Origin of the sequence: Paraflavitalea devenefica (assembly GCF_011759375.1) — a bacterium.
Classification (GTDB): Bacteria; Bacteroidota; Bacteroidia; order Chitinophagales; family Chitinophagaceae; genus Paraflavitalea; species Paraflavitalea devenefica.
In genome coordinates this window covers 1,424,126-1,441,630 of sequence record NZ_JAARML010000001.1, presented here as the reverse complement: position 1 = coordinate 1,441,630, position 17,505 = coordinate 1,424,126, and the positions used below count along the sequence as shown (strand labels likewise).

The 17,505-nt window shown below is 48.0% G+C and carries 13 protein-coding genes and 1 riboswitch; of the genes, 3 read left to right on the top strand and 10 right to left on the bottom strand.

Features of this window, described 5'->3' with window-relative positions:
* Window positions 1-57 precede the first annotated feature (57 nt).
* Window positions 58-339, top strand: a complete 282-nt coding sequence (locus tag HB364_RS05870; RefSeq protein WP_167286935.1) for a hypothetical protein — start codon at window positions 58-60, stop codon at window positions 337-339.
* Here the strand turns inward: HB364_RS05870 and HB364_RS05865 are convergent.
* Both HB364_RS05865 and HB364_RS05860 read right to left on the bottom strand, forming a co-directional pair.
* Window positions 329-1,021, bottom strand: a complete 693-nt coding sequence (locus HB364_RS05865) for a response regulator transcription factor (RefSeq protein WP_167286934.1) — start codon at window positions 1,019-1,021, stop codon at window positions 329-331. The two genes, HB364_RS05870 and HB364_RS05865, sit on opposite strands and share 11 nt — an antisense overlap.
* Entirely contained in the window at window positions 1,018-2,493 is a 1,476-nt protein-coding gene (locus tag HB364_RS05860) for a sensor histidine kinase (protein WP_167286933.1), read from the bottom strand. Before HB364_RS05860 ends, HB364_RS05865 begins: the two co-directional genes overlap by 4 nt.
* Before the next feature lie 129 nt (window positions 2,494-2,622).
* On the opposite strand from HB364_RS05860, the gene HB364_RS05855 reads away from it, so the two are divergent.
* Window positions 2,623-3,435 (top strand): GLPGLI family protein, encoded by an 813-nt coding sequence (locus HB364_RS05855; RefSeq protein WP_167286932.1) that lies wholly within the window; start codon window positions 2,623-2,625, stop codon window positions 3,433-3,435.
* A 31-nt stretch (window positions 3,436-3,466) separates the two neighbouring features.
* Here HB364_RS05855 and HB364_RS05850 read toward each other — a convergent pair whose 3' ends face one another.
* The 6 genes from HB364_RS05850 to HB364_RS05825 form a co-directional block, all read right to left on the bottom strand.
* Complete coding sequence (locus HB364_RS05850; RefSeq protein ID WP_167286931.1) at window positions 3,467-3,703, bottom strand: Trm112 family protein; 237 nt, start codon at window positions 3,701-3,703, stop codon at window positions 3,467-3,469.
* Window positions 3,700-4,353, bottom strand: a complete 654-nt coding sequence (locus HB364_RS05845; RefSeq protein ID WP_167286930.1) for a thiamine phosphate synthase — start codon at window positions 4,351-4,353, stop codon at window positions 3,700-3,702. Before HB364_RS05845 ends, HB364_RS05850 begins: the two co-directional genes overlap by 4 nt.
* Before the next feature lie 4 nt (window positions 4,354-4,357).
* Window positions 4,358-5,416 carry an AIR synthase family protein gene (locus HB364_RS05840; RefSeq protein ID WP_167286929.1) on the bottom strand — a complete coding sequence of 353 codons (1,059 nt, stop codon included), beginning with the start codon at window positions 5,414-5,416 and terminating at the stop codon, window positions 4,358-4,360.
* Window positions 5,413-6,120 carry a class I SAM-dependent methyltransferase gene (locus HB364_RS05835; RefSeq protein ID WP_167286928.1) on the bottom strand — a complete coding sequence of 236 codons (708 nt, stop codon included), beginning with the start codon at window positions 6,118-6,120 and terminating at the stop codon, window positions 5,413-5,415. Before HB364_RS05835 ends, HB364_RS05840 begins: the two co-directional genes overlap by 4 nt.
* Window positions 6,121-6,198: 78 nt before the next feature.
* Window positions 6,199-6,300: riboswitch (TPP riboswitch) on the bottom strand.
* Window positions 6,301-6,385: 85 nt separating this feature from the next.
* Complete coding sequence (locus HB364_RS05830) at window positions 6,386-9,202, bottom strand: outer membrane beta-barrel family protein (protein ID WP_167286927.1); 2,817 nt, start codon at window positions 9,200-9,202, stop codon at window positions 6,386-6,388.
* A 112-nt stretch (window positions 9,203-9,314) separates the two neighbouring features.
* Window positions 9,315-9,872, bottom strand: a complete 558-nt coding sequence (locus HB364_RS05825) for a hypothetical protein (RefSeq protein WP_167286926.1) — start codon at window positions 9,870-9,872, stop codon at window positions 9,315-9,317.
* A gap of 145 nt (window positions 9,873-10,017) precedes the next feature.
* Here HB364_RS05825 and HB364_RS05820 point away from each other — a divergent pair, with 145 nt between their 5' ends.
* A complete protein-coding gene (locus HB364_RS05820; RefSeq protein WP_167286925.1) occupies window positions 10,018-10,188 on the top strand; it encodes a hypothetical protein in 171 nt (56 codons plus the stop codon).
* A 199-nt stretch (window positions 10,189-10,387) separates the two neighbouring features.
* Here the strand turns inward: HB364_RS05820 and HB364_RS05815 are convergent, their stop codons facing one another.
* Complete coding sequence (locus HB364_RS05815; RefSeq protein WP_167286924.1) at window positions 10,388-13,351, bottom strand: TonB-dependent receptor; 2,964 nt, start codon at window positions 13,349-13,351, stop codon at window positions 10,388-10,390.
* Window positions 13,352-13,557: 206 nt separating this feature from the next.
* A complete protein-coding gene (locus HB364_RS05810; RefSeq protein ID WP_167286923.1) occupies window positions 13,558-17,337 on the bottom strand; it encodes a DEAD/DEAH box helicase in 3,780 nt (1,259 codons plus the stop codon).
* Window positions 17,338-17,505 lie beyond the last annotated feature (168 nt).

Genomic DNA, 17,505 nt, shown 5'->3' with positions numbered 1-17,505 from the left:
TCCATACAACTATCGCTGGCAAATTATCGTCTTGACGGTAATTTAATAGCACGCTCCATGAACAAAACTGTTTCCCAACCTTCTTTACTAATATGTATCCTGATGGATATCATTGGTTATGCCACCTACGCCATCCCGGGCCTGGCTGAGCTGGGAGATATTGTATGGGCACCAGTTTCTGCCATCATCTTCTATCGCCTCTTTGGCGGATGGAAGGGTGCCTTTGGCGGACTGTTCAACTTCGCAGAAGAAATACTTCCTTTTACCGACTTCATTCCCAGCTTTACCATTATGTGGGTATGGCAGCGGCTGAGAAAGCCCAGCACTGTTATGCAATGATAAAACGGTAGCCAACTCCTTTGATGGTAATGATCTCGAGGGATTCATCATCCCTGAGGTAGCCACGCAACTTGGCAATATACACATCGAGGTTGCGGGAATTAAAAAAAGAGTCATTGCCCCAAAGCAGGGTAAGAATATCCTTGCGGTCAATGATTTTATCGCGGTTCTCGTATAAGAGTTTCAGCAATTCACTTTCCCGGAACGACAGCTTACGTTCTTCCTTGCCTACTATCAGCGTTTGACGGGTAAGATGAAACTGGAACTTACCCATTTTCACTTCATCCTGTGTGGCGCCGGCGGGCTTGCCATTATGCCGGTAACGCAGTGCATTGTCAATGCGCACGATCAGTTCTTCCATGCTAAACGGTTTGCGGATATAATCATTCCCGCCTGTAGAAAACCCTTTCACCAGGTCATCCGTCTGTGTTTTTGCCGTCAGGAAAATAATAGGCACTTTTTCATCTATGGCCCGTATCTCCCCTGCAATGGTGAAGCCGTCTTTATTGGGCAACATCACATCCAGCACACACACCTGAGGGTTGATGCGCTTAAAGGTTTGTAATACTTCTGCCCCGTCACTTTCCATCACCACCTCAAACCCCCGGCTTTCGAGGCTTTCCTTCACAATCTTCCCAAGGAAGGTCTCATCCTCTACATATAATATTTTGGTTTTGCTCATGGTGTTTTGGGGAGTTTGGTCGTGAAGCGGGTGCCAATACCAGGCTGGCTTTCCACACTAATAATGCCTTTATGACGGTCCATGATGTAGGCTACATAGCTAAGCCCCAGCCCATACCCTTTTACATTGTGGGTATCGCCGGTGGGTACACGGAAGAATTTATCGAAGATCTTTTTCTGGTATTCGGAAGATATGCCAATGCCGTTATCGGTAATACTCATTTCGATGAATTGGGGCAATGAGGTCAGGTCAATCTGTATGGCCAGATGGGTTTTGCTGTATTTAAGGGCATTATCGAGCAAATTGAAAATAACGCTGGTAATGTGCATACGGTCGGCAGTAATGGTAAAATTCTCTCCCTGCAATTGTATGTTCACAGCCGCTTTGTATTTTTCAAACTGCAGGCGCATGGAGGCCACCACTTCTTCCACCAGCTCTTTAAAATCGAATGTTTCTTCCTTTAGTTCGATCTGCTGTTTTTCAAACATAGAGAGTTTTAGCACCTTATCCACCAGCAGGGACAACCGTTGTAATTCGTTGGCCGAGATATCGAGGTATTCTTCTGTACGCTGCGGATCGTGCAGGGCATTGAAGTTGCGGAGGGCTTCAATAGCAACACTCACCGTAGCAATGGGCGTTTTGAGCTCATGGGTAATATTGCTGATGAAGTCATTTTTAAGGCGGGTAAGCTTTCGTTGCCGCCGCAGGTTGCGGTACATCAGCACAAAAGAAAAAATGGTAAGGCCTACCAGCAGCAACGATACCAGTATTTGCGGCGTTAACTTTTTAAGTACATAGGGGATGGTACCTTCCAACTCCAATGAAAAGGAATAGGCATAGGCAAATCCCAGGGTGATGATATTGTCTGTTCCAAAATCAGGCGGCATCCTTTCATCGAACGGTTCTGCCGGACCACGTACGACGGCAAAAGCAATGTCTATATTTTCCCGCTTCAATGCCTGGGCATAACGATCAGCCACTTCTTTCACCGTTAATGAATCCTTCGGATTTTCCAGCCCTTGTAGAAACTGCATCACACGTTGGTTGGGACGGGCCATTTTCATTATGCCCCCGGGAGGTCCTACAATGTGCAATGAGTCAATCCGTCCGTGTATACTATCATCGTCGCGAAAAGTCCTGAAAGTTTTATTGAGGGAAACAATTACAGAGCCCAGTCTTTGTTTCCGGGTCCCGGAATCGGAGCGCCTGAATGTTTGGTAAGCAGCGTTCATGCCCGGTTCATGGGCTGGCAGGCGGATCTTAAAATTGGTATCCAGCTGTAGTTTTTCTATCTGGTATTGCTGCGCTGTTTCGCTGAACAATACGTTGGTGCGTATGTGCAGGTTCTCCAGCTCATCCCTGTAATTCTTGCGCAACCAGTATCCCTGGAATACAACAATGGCCAGAATGGCCAGCAGCATGAGTACTACCGAGATGGATGATACAGAGATTTGTACTTTTCGTGCAGCCATTGTGTTACAAAAGTAGGTGATTGATTTTTTAAGGTTGCTGCGCTTTAACCTTAATTAACATTAAAGCAAGGTGCGTTAACCTGCCTGCCCAAAGGCCTGTTATAGCTTTGGTACAAAATCAACCAGGATATGAAAAAAATAGGAATAGTCGCAGTGGCCGCCTTATGCATGCAGGTAGCTGCCGCCCAGCAAACCGAAGGAAAGATCATTTATGAACGCACCTCGGAAATCCAGTTCAGAATGGCAGGCATGCCGGAAGAGATGCAACGCCAGATACCCCGCACCAGGACCGACAAGATAGAAGTATTGTTTGCCAACAATCAATCCCTGCGCAAGCAGTTGCCACCGGAAGAGGCCGATGACCAGACATTTGCTTCCGAAGATGGAGGAAGAAGGGTCCAGTTTCGTATGGTAGGACCCGGAGCGGATGATGTTACTTTCACCGATCTTGGCAAAGGCACCATTGTTGAGTCGCGGGAGCTGGGTACCAAAAAGTTCCTTGTGACCGACTCCGTCAATAAGCTGAACTGGAAACTCACCGGGGAAACCAGGACCATTTTAGGCTATTCCTGCCAGCAGGCCATTGCGCAACGCATTGGCACCAGGATGCAGCCCAGTGTGGTGAATGGACAGGTGAAGCGGGAGGTAGTGCCTGATACAGCCAATTTTACTGCCTGGTTCACGCCCGCCATACCGGTAGCTGCCGGCCCGGAGATACAGGGACAATTACCCGGACTGATCCTCGCCATAGACATCAATAATGGCCGGACGGTTTATAAAGCCCTTGAATTATCGCCCAAAATAGATGCAGCCGCTATTAAGGAACCTAAAGGCGGTAAAAAGATCACCCAGCAGGAATTCCGGGAAGAGCAGGATAAACTGATGCAGGATATGCAGCGCAATGGTGGCGGCCGGCCCATGATCAGGAGAATGGGCAATTAAAAGAAGATCCGAACGAGACCCGAAGCAGGGCTTAACCCGGTAATTCTTTGGGCCAGTGGTTGGTAATGCTTTTTTCGAGGCCAAATTCCCGGTATTCATCGGGTGAAAGGATGGGCAGCCCATAGATGATGGGATAATCGCGCCCACAATGCTGGCAATACAGCATGCCTTCTATAATGTTGCCTTCCGTATCTTTTAAAAAGGTTTTCAACGTAAGGTCCTGCTTGTCCAGCGGGCAGGCCAGCTTGTTTATGAGTGATGGTTTCATGGTGTTTTTTGTTGTATGTGATGAAGGGCCTGTTTGTAAGAATGTGTTTTTTGCTGCGGGTCTTCTGCATTCATAATACCGGATATGACCGCTACGCCATTCATGCCGGTCCCCTCAAAGAGGCTAAGGTTGTCGGGAGTGATGCCTCCTGCCAGGAAAATGGGCATGTTGGTTAAGGCGCGGGCCGCCTGTACCGTTTCTATTTTCACCAGTTCGCAACTGTTGGCTGTAGCGGAGGGGAACATGGAACAAAAGGAAATATAATCCAGCCGGTTGTCAACAGCCCATTGTACTTTTTGCAGGTCATTACCACAGGTAATACCGCCCCAAAAGGGGCGCTGTACCTGCTGCCTGATAGCATCTATACTGGCCGGTATCTCATCAAAGTGAACGCCGTCGAGGGAAGTGTCGTTCATTAATTGCCAGTCTTCATTCATCAGTACCGGGATATGATAAGGATGTGCGGCACGGCATATCTTTTCTATGAACGCAGTCTTCTGCTGTTCCGGGTGCCAATGATTCCACACCTGGATAATATCAATACCTCCGGCAATGGCCTGTTGTACTGCGGGCAATACCTTCTCCCATCCCTTTGCAGGATCAATAACGAGGTACAGCCCTCCCCGTATAGCTCTTGTATGATTGCGCATGATTTTATTGCCACCCGTCTTTTAGAGCCGTGAAAAATGCCGCCCAGTAGGGGTCAGCGCCGGGATGCAGCAGCTTTGTTTGCCGGCCATCCTGCCGGATGATGATCCCTTTTTCTTTTTCTGTTATGCTACCTGCCACGGTAGCCCTGATGCCTTTCTCCTGCAACCGTTGTACTACCTGGCGGGATGCATCGGGCCGTACAGTGATGATCATGGAACCGGCGCCTACACAAAAAAGCGGGTTAATATGAAAGAGATCACAAATGGCCTGCTGGGTTTCTCCTACCGGCAGTTGATTTACCTCTATCACGGCTCCGCACCCGGCGGCCGTAGCCAGTTCATACAAGGCGCCCAACAGACCGCCTTCTGTAACATCGTGCATGGCAGTAACCTGCTTGTCTGGTCCACTATCCACGGCTGCTAGCCCGGCCTGCAGGGAACTGGTTTTGTAAAACAGCCCACAGGCGGCCTGATAGTGTTCATGGCCGCATTTATTTTTTACGGTTTCCGGAAAACTAAGTGCCAGTATGGAGGTTGCCAGCAGGGCAGCTTCTTCGGTAATGATGATTACATCGCCCGGTTGCGCCTGACTGCTTAATAAAAAGGTATTGGCCGGCGCAATGGCAATCATGGTGCCACCACCCGCCATGGTTGATTGTTGTCCTTCGGCTTTACCGGTATGCCCGCCGGTAATGGCAACCTTAATATCGCTGCAAAACCGGTGTATGTGTTGCCAGTATTCTTCAAACTGCAGGCCGGTGGTTTGTTCCGGCAGGTTGAACACCAGTTGTGCATACATGGGCGCCACACCGGTAGTGGCCATATCATTGGCCATGAGGTGAACCGAAAGCCAGGCAGATTCCCGCAGGCCAAGGCGCAGTATTAAAGAAAGCGGATCGCTGGTTAAGGCCATGTCCATCCCATTGGGCAGGTTGATAACGGCCACATCCACCCCATACTGCGGGCCGGCTGTTACTTCCTGCCGGTCTGCGCCGCAAAACGGGTAGATGGTATTCCTGAAGAAAGCATCCTGTATTTTTCCGCTGCCGGTAAAACTGCTCATAACTGGTCGTTGAATTTTACGTGCAGGCCAAAGAAATCGCCATAAGGCAGGCTCCATTGCTGGGCAGGGAACCATTTGGGCAGGCCGGTACAGGTCCATTCTATGCTGTAATCCCTGCCTTCCAATGCCTGGTGGATAAGGCTGATCAGCTTTGCAGGCGTATAGAAGGTGGCAGTCACATAGAAAGGATTTTTGCCAAACAACTGCTGTACCCTTCTCCGCAATACTTTGGGCGAGTTGCGGTTCATCATGCCAAAAACAATTCCATAGCGGCCTACGCGGGCAGCTTCCCGGATCACCTGTACAGGATCGCGGTAGTATTCAAACGTAGTGATAAAAGCAAGTGCATCGAAAGTGTGGTCTTTGAAGGGCATATAATGAGAATCGGCCAGCACCAGGTCGCCCTGAAACAAATGCACGCCCTGGCCCAGCATAAAGGGAGAAATATCGCCTCCGGTAGCCTCAATGCCGATGGTATGCCACCAGCGGGTAAAGCGGGTAGTGCCGCATCCAAATTCCAGGAGGGTTTTTACCCGGCTGTCTTTTTTAATAAGTCCGCCCACCACTTTTTTCTGCCATACTTCGGCACGCTTGTAACGCCCCTCGTACCATTGCTCGTAAGTATCTGTATGTTCCCGGTTGAAAAACCATTCCTTCCGGCCCTGCCAGTTGGTGAGGTTATTGGTAAGTTGTTGTATTTCCATGTCGTAATATTTTAAAAAAACAAAAGCCACATTTCCCGCGCAGGAAATGTGGCTCACTTATATTTTAATAAAATATTCGCCGGGCCCATTTGCATTTCCTCCGCTGGCATTAACCAGATCAGGTTCCCGGGTATAATCTCAGTCCCGCAGTGTGGCTGCGGGACACCCCGATGCAATAAGTATTTCAAAAATATTACTGTTTGGCTAGATGGCAAAAAATAAGGCCCACCCATGGAGCGGAAGACTGCTCATTTTTTAGTGAGCGCTATCTCATGATCCGTATGGGGCCACCTCCTCCTCCAGCAGGACCCAGGCCCATTTTGCTGAGGCTGTAAGTGAAGCTGAGCATGAAATAACGTTGTAAGGTTTTAATGCGGCTGTCCTCAATATAGCTCTGGTTACTGCTGCGGCTCACGTTTACATTTTCATTGAGCAGGTCGAAAGCAGACAGTTTCAGTTCACCGCGGTTATACCGCAGGAATTGTTTGCTGATGGAAGCATTCCATAAGGGCACCCGCAGGTTAAAGCCATCCGTCAGCCTGTTGTTGATAGTATAGGTAAATTCAGTGCTAAAGTAAAAGCTCGCCGGCAACTGCCAGTTTACATCAGCGCCATAATTCTGGGAGAAGTATTCTGCATCCATATTTGTTTGCAGGGAATATTTGCTCTTGTTGTAATTGATCCCTGCATTGATCGAAACATCAAATTTATCGGTGGGGCTCATATCAAGACGTAATACAGGCCCCAGGGTAAGGGTTTTGATGGTATTGCCTACACTATTGACAAATTGCTTGTTCTTGTCATAGCCAAGGTTGGAGGCAATGTTGACGGTTCCCTTCAGGAAACGCACCGGCAGCCCCACGCTTACAGAACCTGAGATATTGTACACACCATCTACATTCACCGGGCGGGAACGTTTAACCCCCAACGCATTGATGGTATCATAATTAACGATCTTGTTGTTGGTATGCCGTATGTTGAAGAAAGCAAACAGGTTTTTGTTCTTAAAAGGATTTACCGACATGAAGTTGATGGTGGCCATATGGGTGTATTCCTGTTGCAGATCGGGATTACCATCCCTGATGTTGAGCGGGTTGCTGATATCGGGCACCGGCGACAACTGTGTCATGGATGGCTGATTGGTAGAAGCATTGTAGTTGATCTGCAGATTTTTGAATCGGGTGAAATTATACTGGAAGCGGGCCGTGGGCAGAATATTGTAAAAGGTTTGACTAATGAGGCTATCCTTGGTGCCGGCAATGATGGTGCCTTCCAGGTTGGCCTTTTGCCAGTTGGCCCCTACTGCAAAGTTCCATTTTTTGAACTGGCTGCGCCACCTGATCCCGGCATTGGTATAGCCGTAGGTATTCTCATAATTATTGGTAAGCTCCTCATTGACTTCATCATATTTTCCGTTTACTTTATTATAATCCCAGGTGGTCTTCTCCGAAGTACTTTTGCTGAGGCTATTGCTCACGCTGAATTCCAGCAGCGAGTTTTTAACCACAGGCTCTGTGTATACTGCCCTCACATTATAACTGCGAAGGTCGCTGGCATTGCTGTTGCGCTGATCAATGGAATCGGTGCTGAGCGGGCTGCCATCGGGATTGAAGAATTTATTGACCGATAGCTGCGTCCCTTCCCCGTCGCTGGCATTGAGGTTCGTTTGCAGGCTGAGGGAGAACGTTCTTCCCTTGGTACGGAACCTTTTGCGGAATAAGATATCATTCCGGAAGTTATAGCCATCGCTGGCAGACTGTGTATTAGTGAAACCCTGGTTGGTAAGCGAATTGTTCTGCCGGCGGGTTTCATATTCGCTGTAGTTGCTATTATCCGTTGACTGGTACCCGAACGAAGGTGATATTTTGATGGAGTGGAAGGAGTCCAGTTTTATATCGGCACTGAGGTTGAGCTTATGGCTGTTGTTGATATTGTTGGTGAGGCTGTTCGACACCCGGTCGAGCGTTGACCCATCGGGCAGGAAGTTCTGTTGCCTTACTTCTTTTTCTATCCTGGGGCTATAGCGGTTGTAAAAATAGTTGCTGGTAAAATCGGTATTGTTGCCAATGATATTGTTGTAGTTGATACCTCCGCCCCAGATGGTACGGATACTGTTGTTGTTATTGCCACCGGCAAATCCGGCGACGGAAGGATCAGTACTGGTGATGCTGATGGCATTGCCGCTGCGGGTCACATTGCCGCCACTACCGGAAAAGCTGAGCATGTCCATAAAAGAGAAGCCTTCGGCATTGGTATTATTGCCCAGGCCGATGACCGACAACTGGCGGGCTCCTTTGAAGGAGTTTACATTAAAGCGCCCTTCATAGCGGCCTTCCGTGCCACCACCTATGGAAGCTTTACCAAACAGGCCCTTCTTTTTATCTTTTTTTAGTTTGAGGTTGATGGTCTTTTCGCTGTTGCCATCATCGAAGCCCGTGAGCTGGGCGGCATCACTGGTCCTGTCGTATACCTGTACCTTATCTACTGCATCGGAAGGCAGGTTCCTGGTGGCTATTTTAGGATCGGTGCCAAAAAACTCCTTCCCGTCTACCATTACCCGTTTTACTTCCTGCCCTTGTGCTTTGATGGTGCCGTCTTTTTCTACCTGTATACCCGGCATTTTCTTCAGCAGTTGTTCCACATTGGCATTGGGGGGCGTTTTAAAAGAACCGGCATTGTACTGCACGGTATCGCCAATAAGCGTTACCGGTGGTGCTTCTGCCGTTACCACTACTTCATCGAGCACCTGCGCCGCATCGCGCATAACCACATTGCCCAGGTCTTTATCCCTGGCGGCCTCATTGATGGTAATGCTTTTACTGCTGCCGTGGTAGTTCACATGGGTGATGAGCAACCGGTATTCCCCGTCGGCCAGGCCGGTGATCTCAAAACGGCCCTTGCTGTCGGACATAGTAAAAGTCACCAGCGCGGAGTCTTTCTTTTTCAGCACCGTGATCGTAGCAGAAGCCACCGGCTGTTTGGCCAGGGTATCATACAGGAGTCCTTTGATGGACCCGTTTTTCTGGGCCTGCGTAACGAGGGTACAAAGACTAATGACAAGAAGCAGGTAGATCTTTTTCATACCGGTTTTATTTTCGAAGGTTTATTTGCCTACGAAAATATTAGTACTCCGTATGAAAGCAGGTTAACCAGCCTTGCATTAATGTTAATGAAGGTTAATAAATAAGCCCGGACTAATTAACGGCCAGATCATACTGGCGTTCCTGGTCGTACACAACGAGTATGACTTTCCAGCCATCGTTGTAATGCAGGGTAAGTTCTACTTTCAGTTGTTGCACAATGCCTGGTGCAGGCAATAATCCAAAACGTATGGTAGTAACCTTTTTTTCACCGTCAGGAGCCTCATATTTACCGTTGAGGATAAACGGCTTTTCGCCCTCTATTTTTATAATCGTGTTACAGATCTGGTTATAGAGGTCATGGAAGCTGGTTTTGGCCTGCTCAAAATCGGCAGACCGGAACAGTTCGCAGCTCCAGCTATACTGGTCCCGGGGCGTGGCGGTATACTGGGTAATGATGCAATTAACGGCGCCGGCTATTTCAATGCGGGACTTATAGTCTGTAGCCCGGGTATGTCCGGAAAGGCGGTCGCCCATGATATTTTTAAACCGGTTGGGATAGTCTTCAATGACCTTCTGAAGGGCGGCGGTGGTTTTGGTGCTGAAAACTCCCTGCGCGTAAAGGGGGGCGCTGCAGGCAGCTAGCCACAGGAGCAGGCAGATCTTTTTCATAGAACAGATTTAATGCCGAAAAATAGACAATCTGCCCGGCTCCCGGAATAGGAAATCTACTTTTTTGGGGGTTACACAATAAAAGAACAAACGCGGCGTTGAGTGTAGGTCAACCCTAAACTTTTGTTCTAAAATCCACTATTCCATGCAAAAAAACACTATGTATTATGACACGCACCGGGCGAAGATTTGTAAAGACATGTACCGCCCTTCTTCCAACATTTTACGGTTTTTTGGCAGCCTGCTGAGCATTTTAATGGTAGGCCGGTCGCCTATTACTAATTCCCCTACGAAGTACCGTTTACACCAACGCTAACATTATTATACTACAGGGTGGGCTAAAAGCTCCACCTTGCATAGCTAACTTTTTCAGTACTTACCTCTGAAACCACAACTTGTAAGTGCTGATCCCCCTGTGTACAACAGGGGGTTTTTGTTTTTGGATAAAATAACAAAGCCTCCTTATGGAGGCCTGCTATGCTTTGTGAAGGGCGGGGATTAGACCCGTTTAATTTTTAATTGCGCATCATACGCTGGATCTGACGCGGCATATTGGGACCACCTTCCCCACGTCCGCCCTGGTTGGGACCACCGGAGCGGTTAAGATTGTAGGTAAAAGTGAGCATGAAATAGCGTTTCAACACCAGGGAGCGGGAATCCTGTATATAGTTGTCCTGCACGGTACGGGTAATGCTCTGGTTCTGGTTCAGCAGGTCATTAACCGATACTTTGATCTCCCCATTCTTCTTTTTAAAGATCTGCATGGCCAGGCTGGTGTTCCATAAAGGAATGCTCTGGTTATAGCCTTCGCCCCGGCCGGTGGTAATGGTATAATCAAAGTCAGTAGAATACACCAGCGATTTCAGGAAGGTATAGCTCAGGTCTACAGAATACACCTGCGTATAATACTTCTGCTCCTGGAAGGTCACATTGCCGGAATAGCCCACGTTGTTATAGGTGAAGCTGCCATTCAGACCAAGATTGAGGCCCTTGATATCAAGGTTGATGCCGGCAGTTTGGGTAATGGCCAGTGTATTGGTAAAGTATTTATTCTTATTGAGCACACCCGCAGTACGGTTGTAAGAAGCATTGCTGTTAAAGTTCAGGTTACTGCCTTTCAGCTTTCCTTTGAGGGGGAGTCCCAGGGTTAAAAAGGAAGAAGTGCTGAAAGAGCCGTTGAGGTTAACCGGCGTGATGTACTGGGCGCCGGGAACGGTATCAATCTCTTTATACTTGTCGGGCAGGTTTTCTACCATGTTCACGATCTTGTTGCTGGTATTGTTGAAGTTCAGGTTGGCAGAAAAGAACCTGAAAGTAGCCACGTTGAAAGTGCTATAGTTAACATTCACAAAGTTGTTGTACTCCTGTTTCAGGAAGGGGTTACCATTGGTTACCTGCAACAGGTTGGAGAAGTCGGGTGCGTCCTGCAACTGGGTAACGGTAGGCTGGTTGGTTCTGCCCATATAAGAGATGCGCAGGTTCTTCGTCCGGGAGAACGTAAAGTTCAGGCGCGCAATGGGCTGAAAGTTTACAAAGCTTTGTTTGACGGTCGTGTCTTTTGATGTTAACGGCCGTATGGTATGGCTGTTGAGCTCAGAAAATTCCATAGCACCGCCCAACTGAAAGTTGTACTTGGTAGTTTGGACCCGGAAATTGGCCCCTGTCCGGTGTTTTATATTGTCATTCTCGAAATAGTTGGTCTGTGCCAGGTTAACATCCTCATACTTACCACTCGTGGGGTTCAGGTCAAAAGCCTTTCTATCGGATGTACTGTGGCTATTGGTATAAGCATAGTTCAATTCAATGAGCTTGTTGTGCCCGATGGGTTCGGTATAAGAAGAACTTACTACAGTGCTGGTAGATTTCGTTTTTAGGTTACTGATAAAATCCTGCCTGGTTTGCTGGATGGTATCCCCGCTCATGTCATAAGACAGGATGGGCGAAAGGACACGGCCATCTGTTTCACTGTTATTAATGCTATTGTTTAATCCCAGTGTTAAAGTGCGGCCGGGTTTGAGGAATTTTCTGCGGTATAGCAGGTTATTATTAACATTATAACTTTCGCGCTCACTATAGTTGGTAGTTTGAAAAGAATTGGAAAGATAGGTAAGTCCTGCTTTGGGTGAATACCGGTAAATAGAATCAAGTTGATTGGTAAATGTTTCCGAACGCTGTATCGTAGCGGTAGGTGTATACAGAAGGGAGTTCATGGAATCTATCGCCACTTCATACCGGATGTTAAAACGATGGTTCTGATTTTTGGTATCGGAGCCGCTGTACTCATTCTGGGTGAAAGAGGTATCTGTCACCTGCGCATCCGATAAGTTGGTCACCCGCCGGATGGTTTGCTCGGCATGGTTATTCGTATTGGAATAAAAATAACTTCCGGTGATATCCATCCTGGGCGTCCATTTATCGGTATAGTTGATACCGCCCGATAATGCTTTGGTAATACCGCCACTGGCACCGCTGCTGAGGGCGCCGAATCCACCACCACCACGGCCACCACCACCAAATCCACCTCCTCCAAAACCTCCGCCGCCAAAGCCGCCTCCGCCGAATCCACCACCACCGAAGCCGCCGCGGCCACCACCACCGCCACCACCTGAAATATCATTGAAGCTGAAGCTTTGTTTATTGATGTTATTGGCCTGGCCAAGAATAGAAATACGACGATCGCCATTGAAGCGGCTGAAGTTAAAGCTGCCGTCATAACGGAAATCCTTGTCTTCCTCACTATAACCACCGCCTACTACAGCCCGGCCGAAATAACCCTTGCGTCTATCTTTCTTCAACCGGATGTTAATGGTTTTGGAACGGCTGCCATCGTCAATGCGGGTAAACTTGGCCTGATCGCTCATGTCATCAAATACCTGCACAGATTCGATCATATCAGCGGTAATATTTTTAGTAGCCAGTTTGGGATCGCTGCCGAAAAACTCTTTGCCATCTACATATACTTTCTGTACATCTTCCCCCTGCGCTTTTACATTGCCTTCCTTATCTACCTGTACGCCCGGCACTTTCTTTAACAGGTCTTCGGCAGTAGCATTGGGTTTTGTTTTAAAGGCATTGGCCCTGAACTCGATGGTATCTTTCTTCACCTGTATAGGCGGCGCTTCCACTACCACCTCTTCAAGCATAGTGGTCTTTTTGTCCATGTATACAGTAGCAAGATCAATGGCTGGCGCATCAGGCTTAATAGTGATCCTTTTGAAAAAAGGCTGATAGCCCTGGTAGGAAATGCTGAGGCGGAAAGTACCCGTATCGAGGTTTTTGATCTCAAACTCCCCTTTGGCATTTGAAATGGTATAGGCTACCACGGAAGAATCCTTGATATCTAATATGGAAACAGTAGCTTCTGACAATATCTCCTTATAGGTAGAATCGGCGAGCTTACCTTTTACACTCCCCTTCTGTGCTAAGGCGGCAGTTCCCAATCCGGTCAGTAAAATCAAGAGGGTCAATATCTTGCTCATGCAGGCTGTATAAAAAAGTTCGAAATATAAAGGGTTAGACGCTGCGCACGTGTTAAACTTGTGTAGATAAGCTGGCATAAATTAGCCGGTACCTGTCCAAAATTGATATTTTGAATGAAAAAAGAGGTGACACCTTTCCTGTACGTCGTAAAGGAAAAGCGTCACCTCTGGTTAACTTTATATTGAAAATATAACCTATATCAGGATTAGCTGAACAGGTATTCCACATCTTCCCTGGTAAGGCTCTTCACGAAGCCTTCATCATCTGTAATGAGGTCTTTGGCCAGCAACCGCTTCCTGTCCTGTAACTGCAGGATCTTATCTTCAATAGTATCCTTACAGATCATGCGGTAGGCAAAGATGTTTTTCGTTTGACCAATCCGGTGTGTACGGTCAATGGCCTGTTGTTCCACAGCGGGGTTCCACCAGGGGTCAACGATGTACACATAATCGGCCGCGGTAAGGTTCAAGCCCACACCACCGGCTTTAAGCGAGATCAGGAATACCCGGCAGTTCTTATCATTCTGAAAACGCTGGATGGCTTTTTCCCGGTCAATAGCAGAAGTGCTGCCATCAAAGTATTCATAGTCCACCTCCAGCTCCTTCAGTTTTTCCCTAATCAATGCCAGCATACCGAGGAACTGAGAAAATACGAGCGCTTTGTGGTCGCTGATGTTCTCTGTGATCTCACGTCCCAGCTCTTCCAGCTTGATGGAATGGTTGGGGAACTTTTCTGTTTCATTGAGGATGGCCGGCGAATCGCAGATCTGGCGCAGTTTCATAAGCCCCTGTAAGATGGTGAGCTGTGAACGTTGAATGCCCTGCTGCTCGATAGTGCCAAGTATCTTATCCCTGAAATCATTGCGGTAAGCATCATAGATATTACGTTGCTCATCGTCCATTTCACAATAGAGGATGGTCTCTGTTTTATCGGGCAGGTCCTTCGCCACCTGTTCTTTAGTACGGCGCAGGATGAAAGGATAGAGCAACTTGCGCAAATGGTCTTTGCGGTCGGCTTCCCCGAACTTATCAATGGGTATAGCAAATTCCTGGCGGAAGAATTCTATGCTGCCCAGCATGCCCGGGTTGAGAAAGTTCATCTGTGCAAAGATGTCGAAGGTATTATTCTGCAGTGGAGTACCACTGAGGCATATACGGTGCTTTGCATTGAGCAGGCAGGCTGCCCGGGTAACCTTGCTGGCAGGGTTTTTAATGGCCTGCGATTCATCCAATATCACATAGTCGAACGGAATATCCACCAGCAGTTTGATATCACTGCGTAGGGTTCCGTAAGTCGTGATCATGACCTCTGCATGGGAAAACTGCTCTTTATTACGGGTGCGCTCGCCACCATGGTGAATATACCAGGTAAGCTCCGGCGTGAATTTCTTGATCTCATTTTCCCAGTTGAACATAAGGGTGGTAGGACATACTACCAGGGCTTTCAGTTTTCCGTGGTGCTTGCGGTAGTAATGCATGTAAGACAAAGCCTGTACGGTTTTACCCAAACCCATGTCATCGGCCAGGATACCGCCCCACCCGATCTCGGCCAGGTAGTTGAGCCAGTGAAAGCCATGCTCCTGGTAAGGGCGCAGGATATGCGCCAGGTGCTCCGGTACCGGTATTTCTTTGATCTTGTTAAAGCTCTTTAGCTGATCGTATTTCTCTTCGAGGCGTAATACCAGTTCTTCTTCACTGCGGCCGTCATACAGCTCATCAATAACGCTCATATGGTATTTGGAAAGGCGCAACTGGTTTTGCTTGCCTTCCCCTACCCTGAAGAGCAAGGAGTATTTCTTGATCCATTCCTCGGGCAGGATACCGAGAGTGCCATCATTGAGTTGTACAAACTGCTGGCGGTTGGCCAGGGCTTTCTTTACATCGGCCACGGTTACTTTCTGTTCGCCAAACAGGATGTCTACCCGCGCATCGAACCAGTCGGTATTGCTGCTGATGTGGATCTTTGTTTGCGGCTTGGCCGTATTGAAACGGAAGTTCTTCAGCGCCTCAAATCCATACACCGGCACTTTCATTTCCTTCATGGCATCTACAAAAAGGAAGAACCAGTTGTTCTTGAGCACATCATTGCCTTTAAGCGCCAGTTGCTGACCACCTTCCGGGCGGATGAAGTTGGAATGCAGCGCTTCCAGCTTTTGTATGAATTGCTGCTCCTTCTCCTTATCGCGGTGCACGATGAGCACTTTATCGCCATCGGGAATGATGAGCTCATCCTTACCACCGGGCTTTGTTTCAAAACCCTTGTAGGAGAACAGGGGCTGGAATACGAGGTAATCGCCTTTTTCCTGCAGGATGATGCGTTTTTCCGGATCGCCTTCTTTTATTTCACTGATGAGCGATGTATCAAACTCAACATGGTATTCTTTGGTCAGCGGCAGCACAAACTGGCGCAATTGCTCGGGCCACTGGTTTTTAGGAACAGAGAGTTTCCCCTTGCCATGAAAACGGGTAACCAGGTTCACTTCTTCCGCGGTATTCCAGAGGAAGAGATTGTCCTGGTAGAAGAAAAGCAGGCTGCTGTTGAGCGCATTTTCTGTAACCGGCACATGCTGGCCATTGAGCTTCACCCAGCATTCTATTTCATACTGGGTTTTACCGACCGCTATTTTAAAATAGGGCGTAATATGATCGGTAACCACACCAACGGTATGGAGGTTCTCGGTTTTGAACACCTTTTTACCATTGAGATAGAATACAAAGGGGCTGGCCGCAATATCTGAAAACAGTTTTTTGAGCTTTGGATGCAGGTATTCCACCATGAGGGCCTTGGTTTCCTCGGGCAGGTCATCTTCCTCATGGTGAATGATGTTTTCCCAAATGCCACTGAACGGAGAGTTGCGGTTGAGGTATTTGGTGATCTCCCCCTCCTGCATTTTCCGCAGCGGGGCGATCAGGTGTTTATCATTGTCATTGTAAACGTCTACATTGATGAATTTCGACAGGTCGACCTTTTCTACTTTCCCCACATAGGCCGAGATATCTTCATTGGATTCGCCGGTTACGGCATCAATAGAAAAGCCGGGGTATCCCTGCTGGTTAAAGTTGAACACGATCCCGAGACGCTGGGCAGGTACCTCTATTTTCACTGCCGCTTCTCCGACTTCAAGACGTTGTTGCTCGGGCATTTCTGCCTCCACAGGCAGCGGTTTGGAAACCGGTTTGGCAGATGCCGGTGGCGTAATCCGCTTGATGCTGGTATCCAGTACCCGCAGGAAGGGTTTACCCTCTTTATAGGTAAATTCAAATTTCCCTTCCAGGTTATCACTCAGGCTGTAGCCGTACGCTTCCAGCAGTTTATTTTTTTCCTTGTCCCAGTTGCGGATGGTATCAAAATAAAAGGGACCATAGGCATTGAGCAATTGGAGGAATACAATGACCTTGGGCAGGCAGAGTGGATGCTGGCGGTCTTCATATTCACAACTGGTATCGAAGTTGCGCTCTTCATTTTTACGGATGACCACTTTCCAGTCCTTGTCTTCGATATTGACGGTGGCCTTTACCACTTCGTCTTTAGCATATTCAATATCAGCCCTTTGCGTACGCAGGTGTTTTTCGGCAGTTGTATAGCTTTCCGGAGAACAAAGCAGGCGCAGCGTTTTAAGGTCAATGACTTTCATTTTGACCACGGTATGCCGTTGGTCATAATCCACCGCCTCGGCTTTCAGCATGTTCTTATCCAGCATTTCCTGCAACTGGATGAGCGCGGCCGCCTCATGACGACAGATATCGCCCAGGTTATAAGGGCAGGCGCAACGGACAGATAAGGTGCGGGGATCTTTGAACTTTTGGATATTGACTTTGTAGTAGGTGGAATAGCTATCGTCTTTCACCCGAAAAACAACAGAGTCCGTAAGCTCATCATAGTCCACCAATTCCACATACCCGATAGCATGTATTTTTTTACCGCGACGGATTACTTCATCTGTGCCATTGGTATACACATATTTTATGAGATGGGGTAGTGCCATGCTTTGCGTTGTTATTTACAGTTGCTCCTGTCGCCGTTGGCAGTTTATCAGTTTACAGTAGCGGTTTACTATCAGTGGCTTGCGCCAAACTGCCACTGCTCATTGTCAACTGCCCGTTCCCAAAAGGGCAATCTGCAAAAGTAAAGGAAAAAAGACGAGCTTATGAAG

Coding starts and splice junctions, on each gene's coding strand:
- HB364_RS05855 (WP_167286932.1), top strand. CDS start 2,623: ATGAAAAAAATAGGAATAGTCGCAGTGGCCGCCTTATGCATGCAGGTA.
- HB364_RS05825 (WP_167286926.1), bottom strand. CDS start 9,872: ATGAAAAAGATCTGCCTGCTCCTGTGGCTAGCTGCCTGCAGCGCCCCC.
- HB364_RS05850 (WP_167286931.1), bottom strand. CDS start 3,703: ATGAAACCATCACTCATAAACAAGCTGGCCTGCCCGCTGGACAAGCAG.
- HB364_RS05820 (WP_167286925.1), top strand. CDS start 10,018: ATGCAAAAAAACACTATGTATTATGACACGCACCGGGCGAAGATTTGT.
- HB364_RS05815 (WP_167286924.1), bottom strand. CDS start 13,351: ATGAGCAAGATATTGACCCTCTTGATTTTACTGACCGGATTGGGAACT.
- HB364_RS05870 (WP_167286935.1), top strand. CDS start 58: ATGAACAAAACTGTTTCCCAACCTTCTTTACTAATATGTATCCTGATG.
- HB364_RS05840 (WP_167286929.1), bottom strand. CDS start 5,416: ATGAGCAGTTTTACCGGCAGCGGAAAAATACAGGATGCTTTCTTCAGG.
- HB364_RS05835 (WP_167286928.1), bottom strand. CDS start 6,120: ATGGAAATACAACAACTTACCAATAACCTCACCAACTGGCAGGGCCGG.
- HB364_RS05865 (WP_167286934.1), bottom strand. CDS start 1,021: ATGAGCAAAACCAAAATATTATATGTAGAGGATGAGACCTTCCTTGGG.
- HB364_RS05845 (WP_167286930.1), bottom strand. CDS start 4,353: ATGCGCAATCATACAAGAGCTATACGGGGAGGGCTGTACCTCGTTATT.
- HB364_RS05830 (WP_167286927.1), bottom strand. CDS start 9,202: ATGAAAAAGATCTACCTGCTTCTTGTCATTAGTCTTTGTACCCTCGTT.
- HB364_RS05860 (WP_167286933.1), bottom strand. CDS start 2,493: ATGGCTGCACGAAAAGTACAAATCTCTGTATCATCCATCTCGGTAGTA.
- HB364_RS05810 (WP_167286923.1), bottom strand. CDS start 17,337: ATGGCACTACCCCATCTCATAAAATATGTGTATACCAATGGCACAGAT.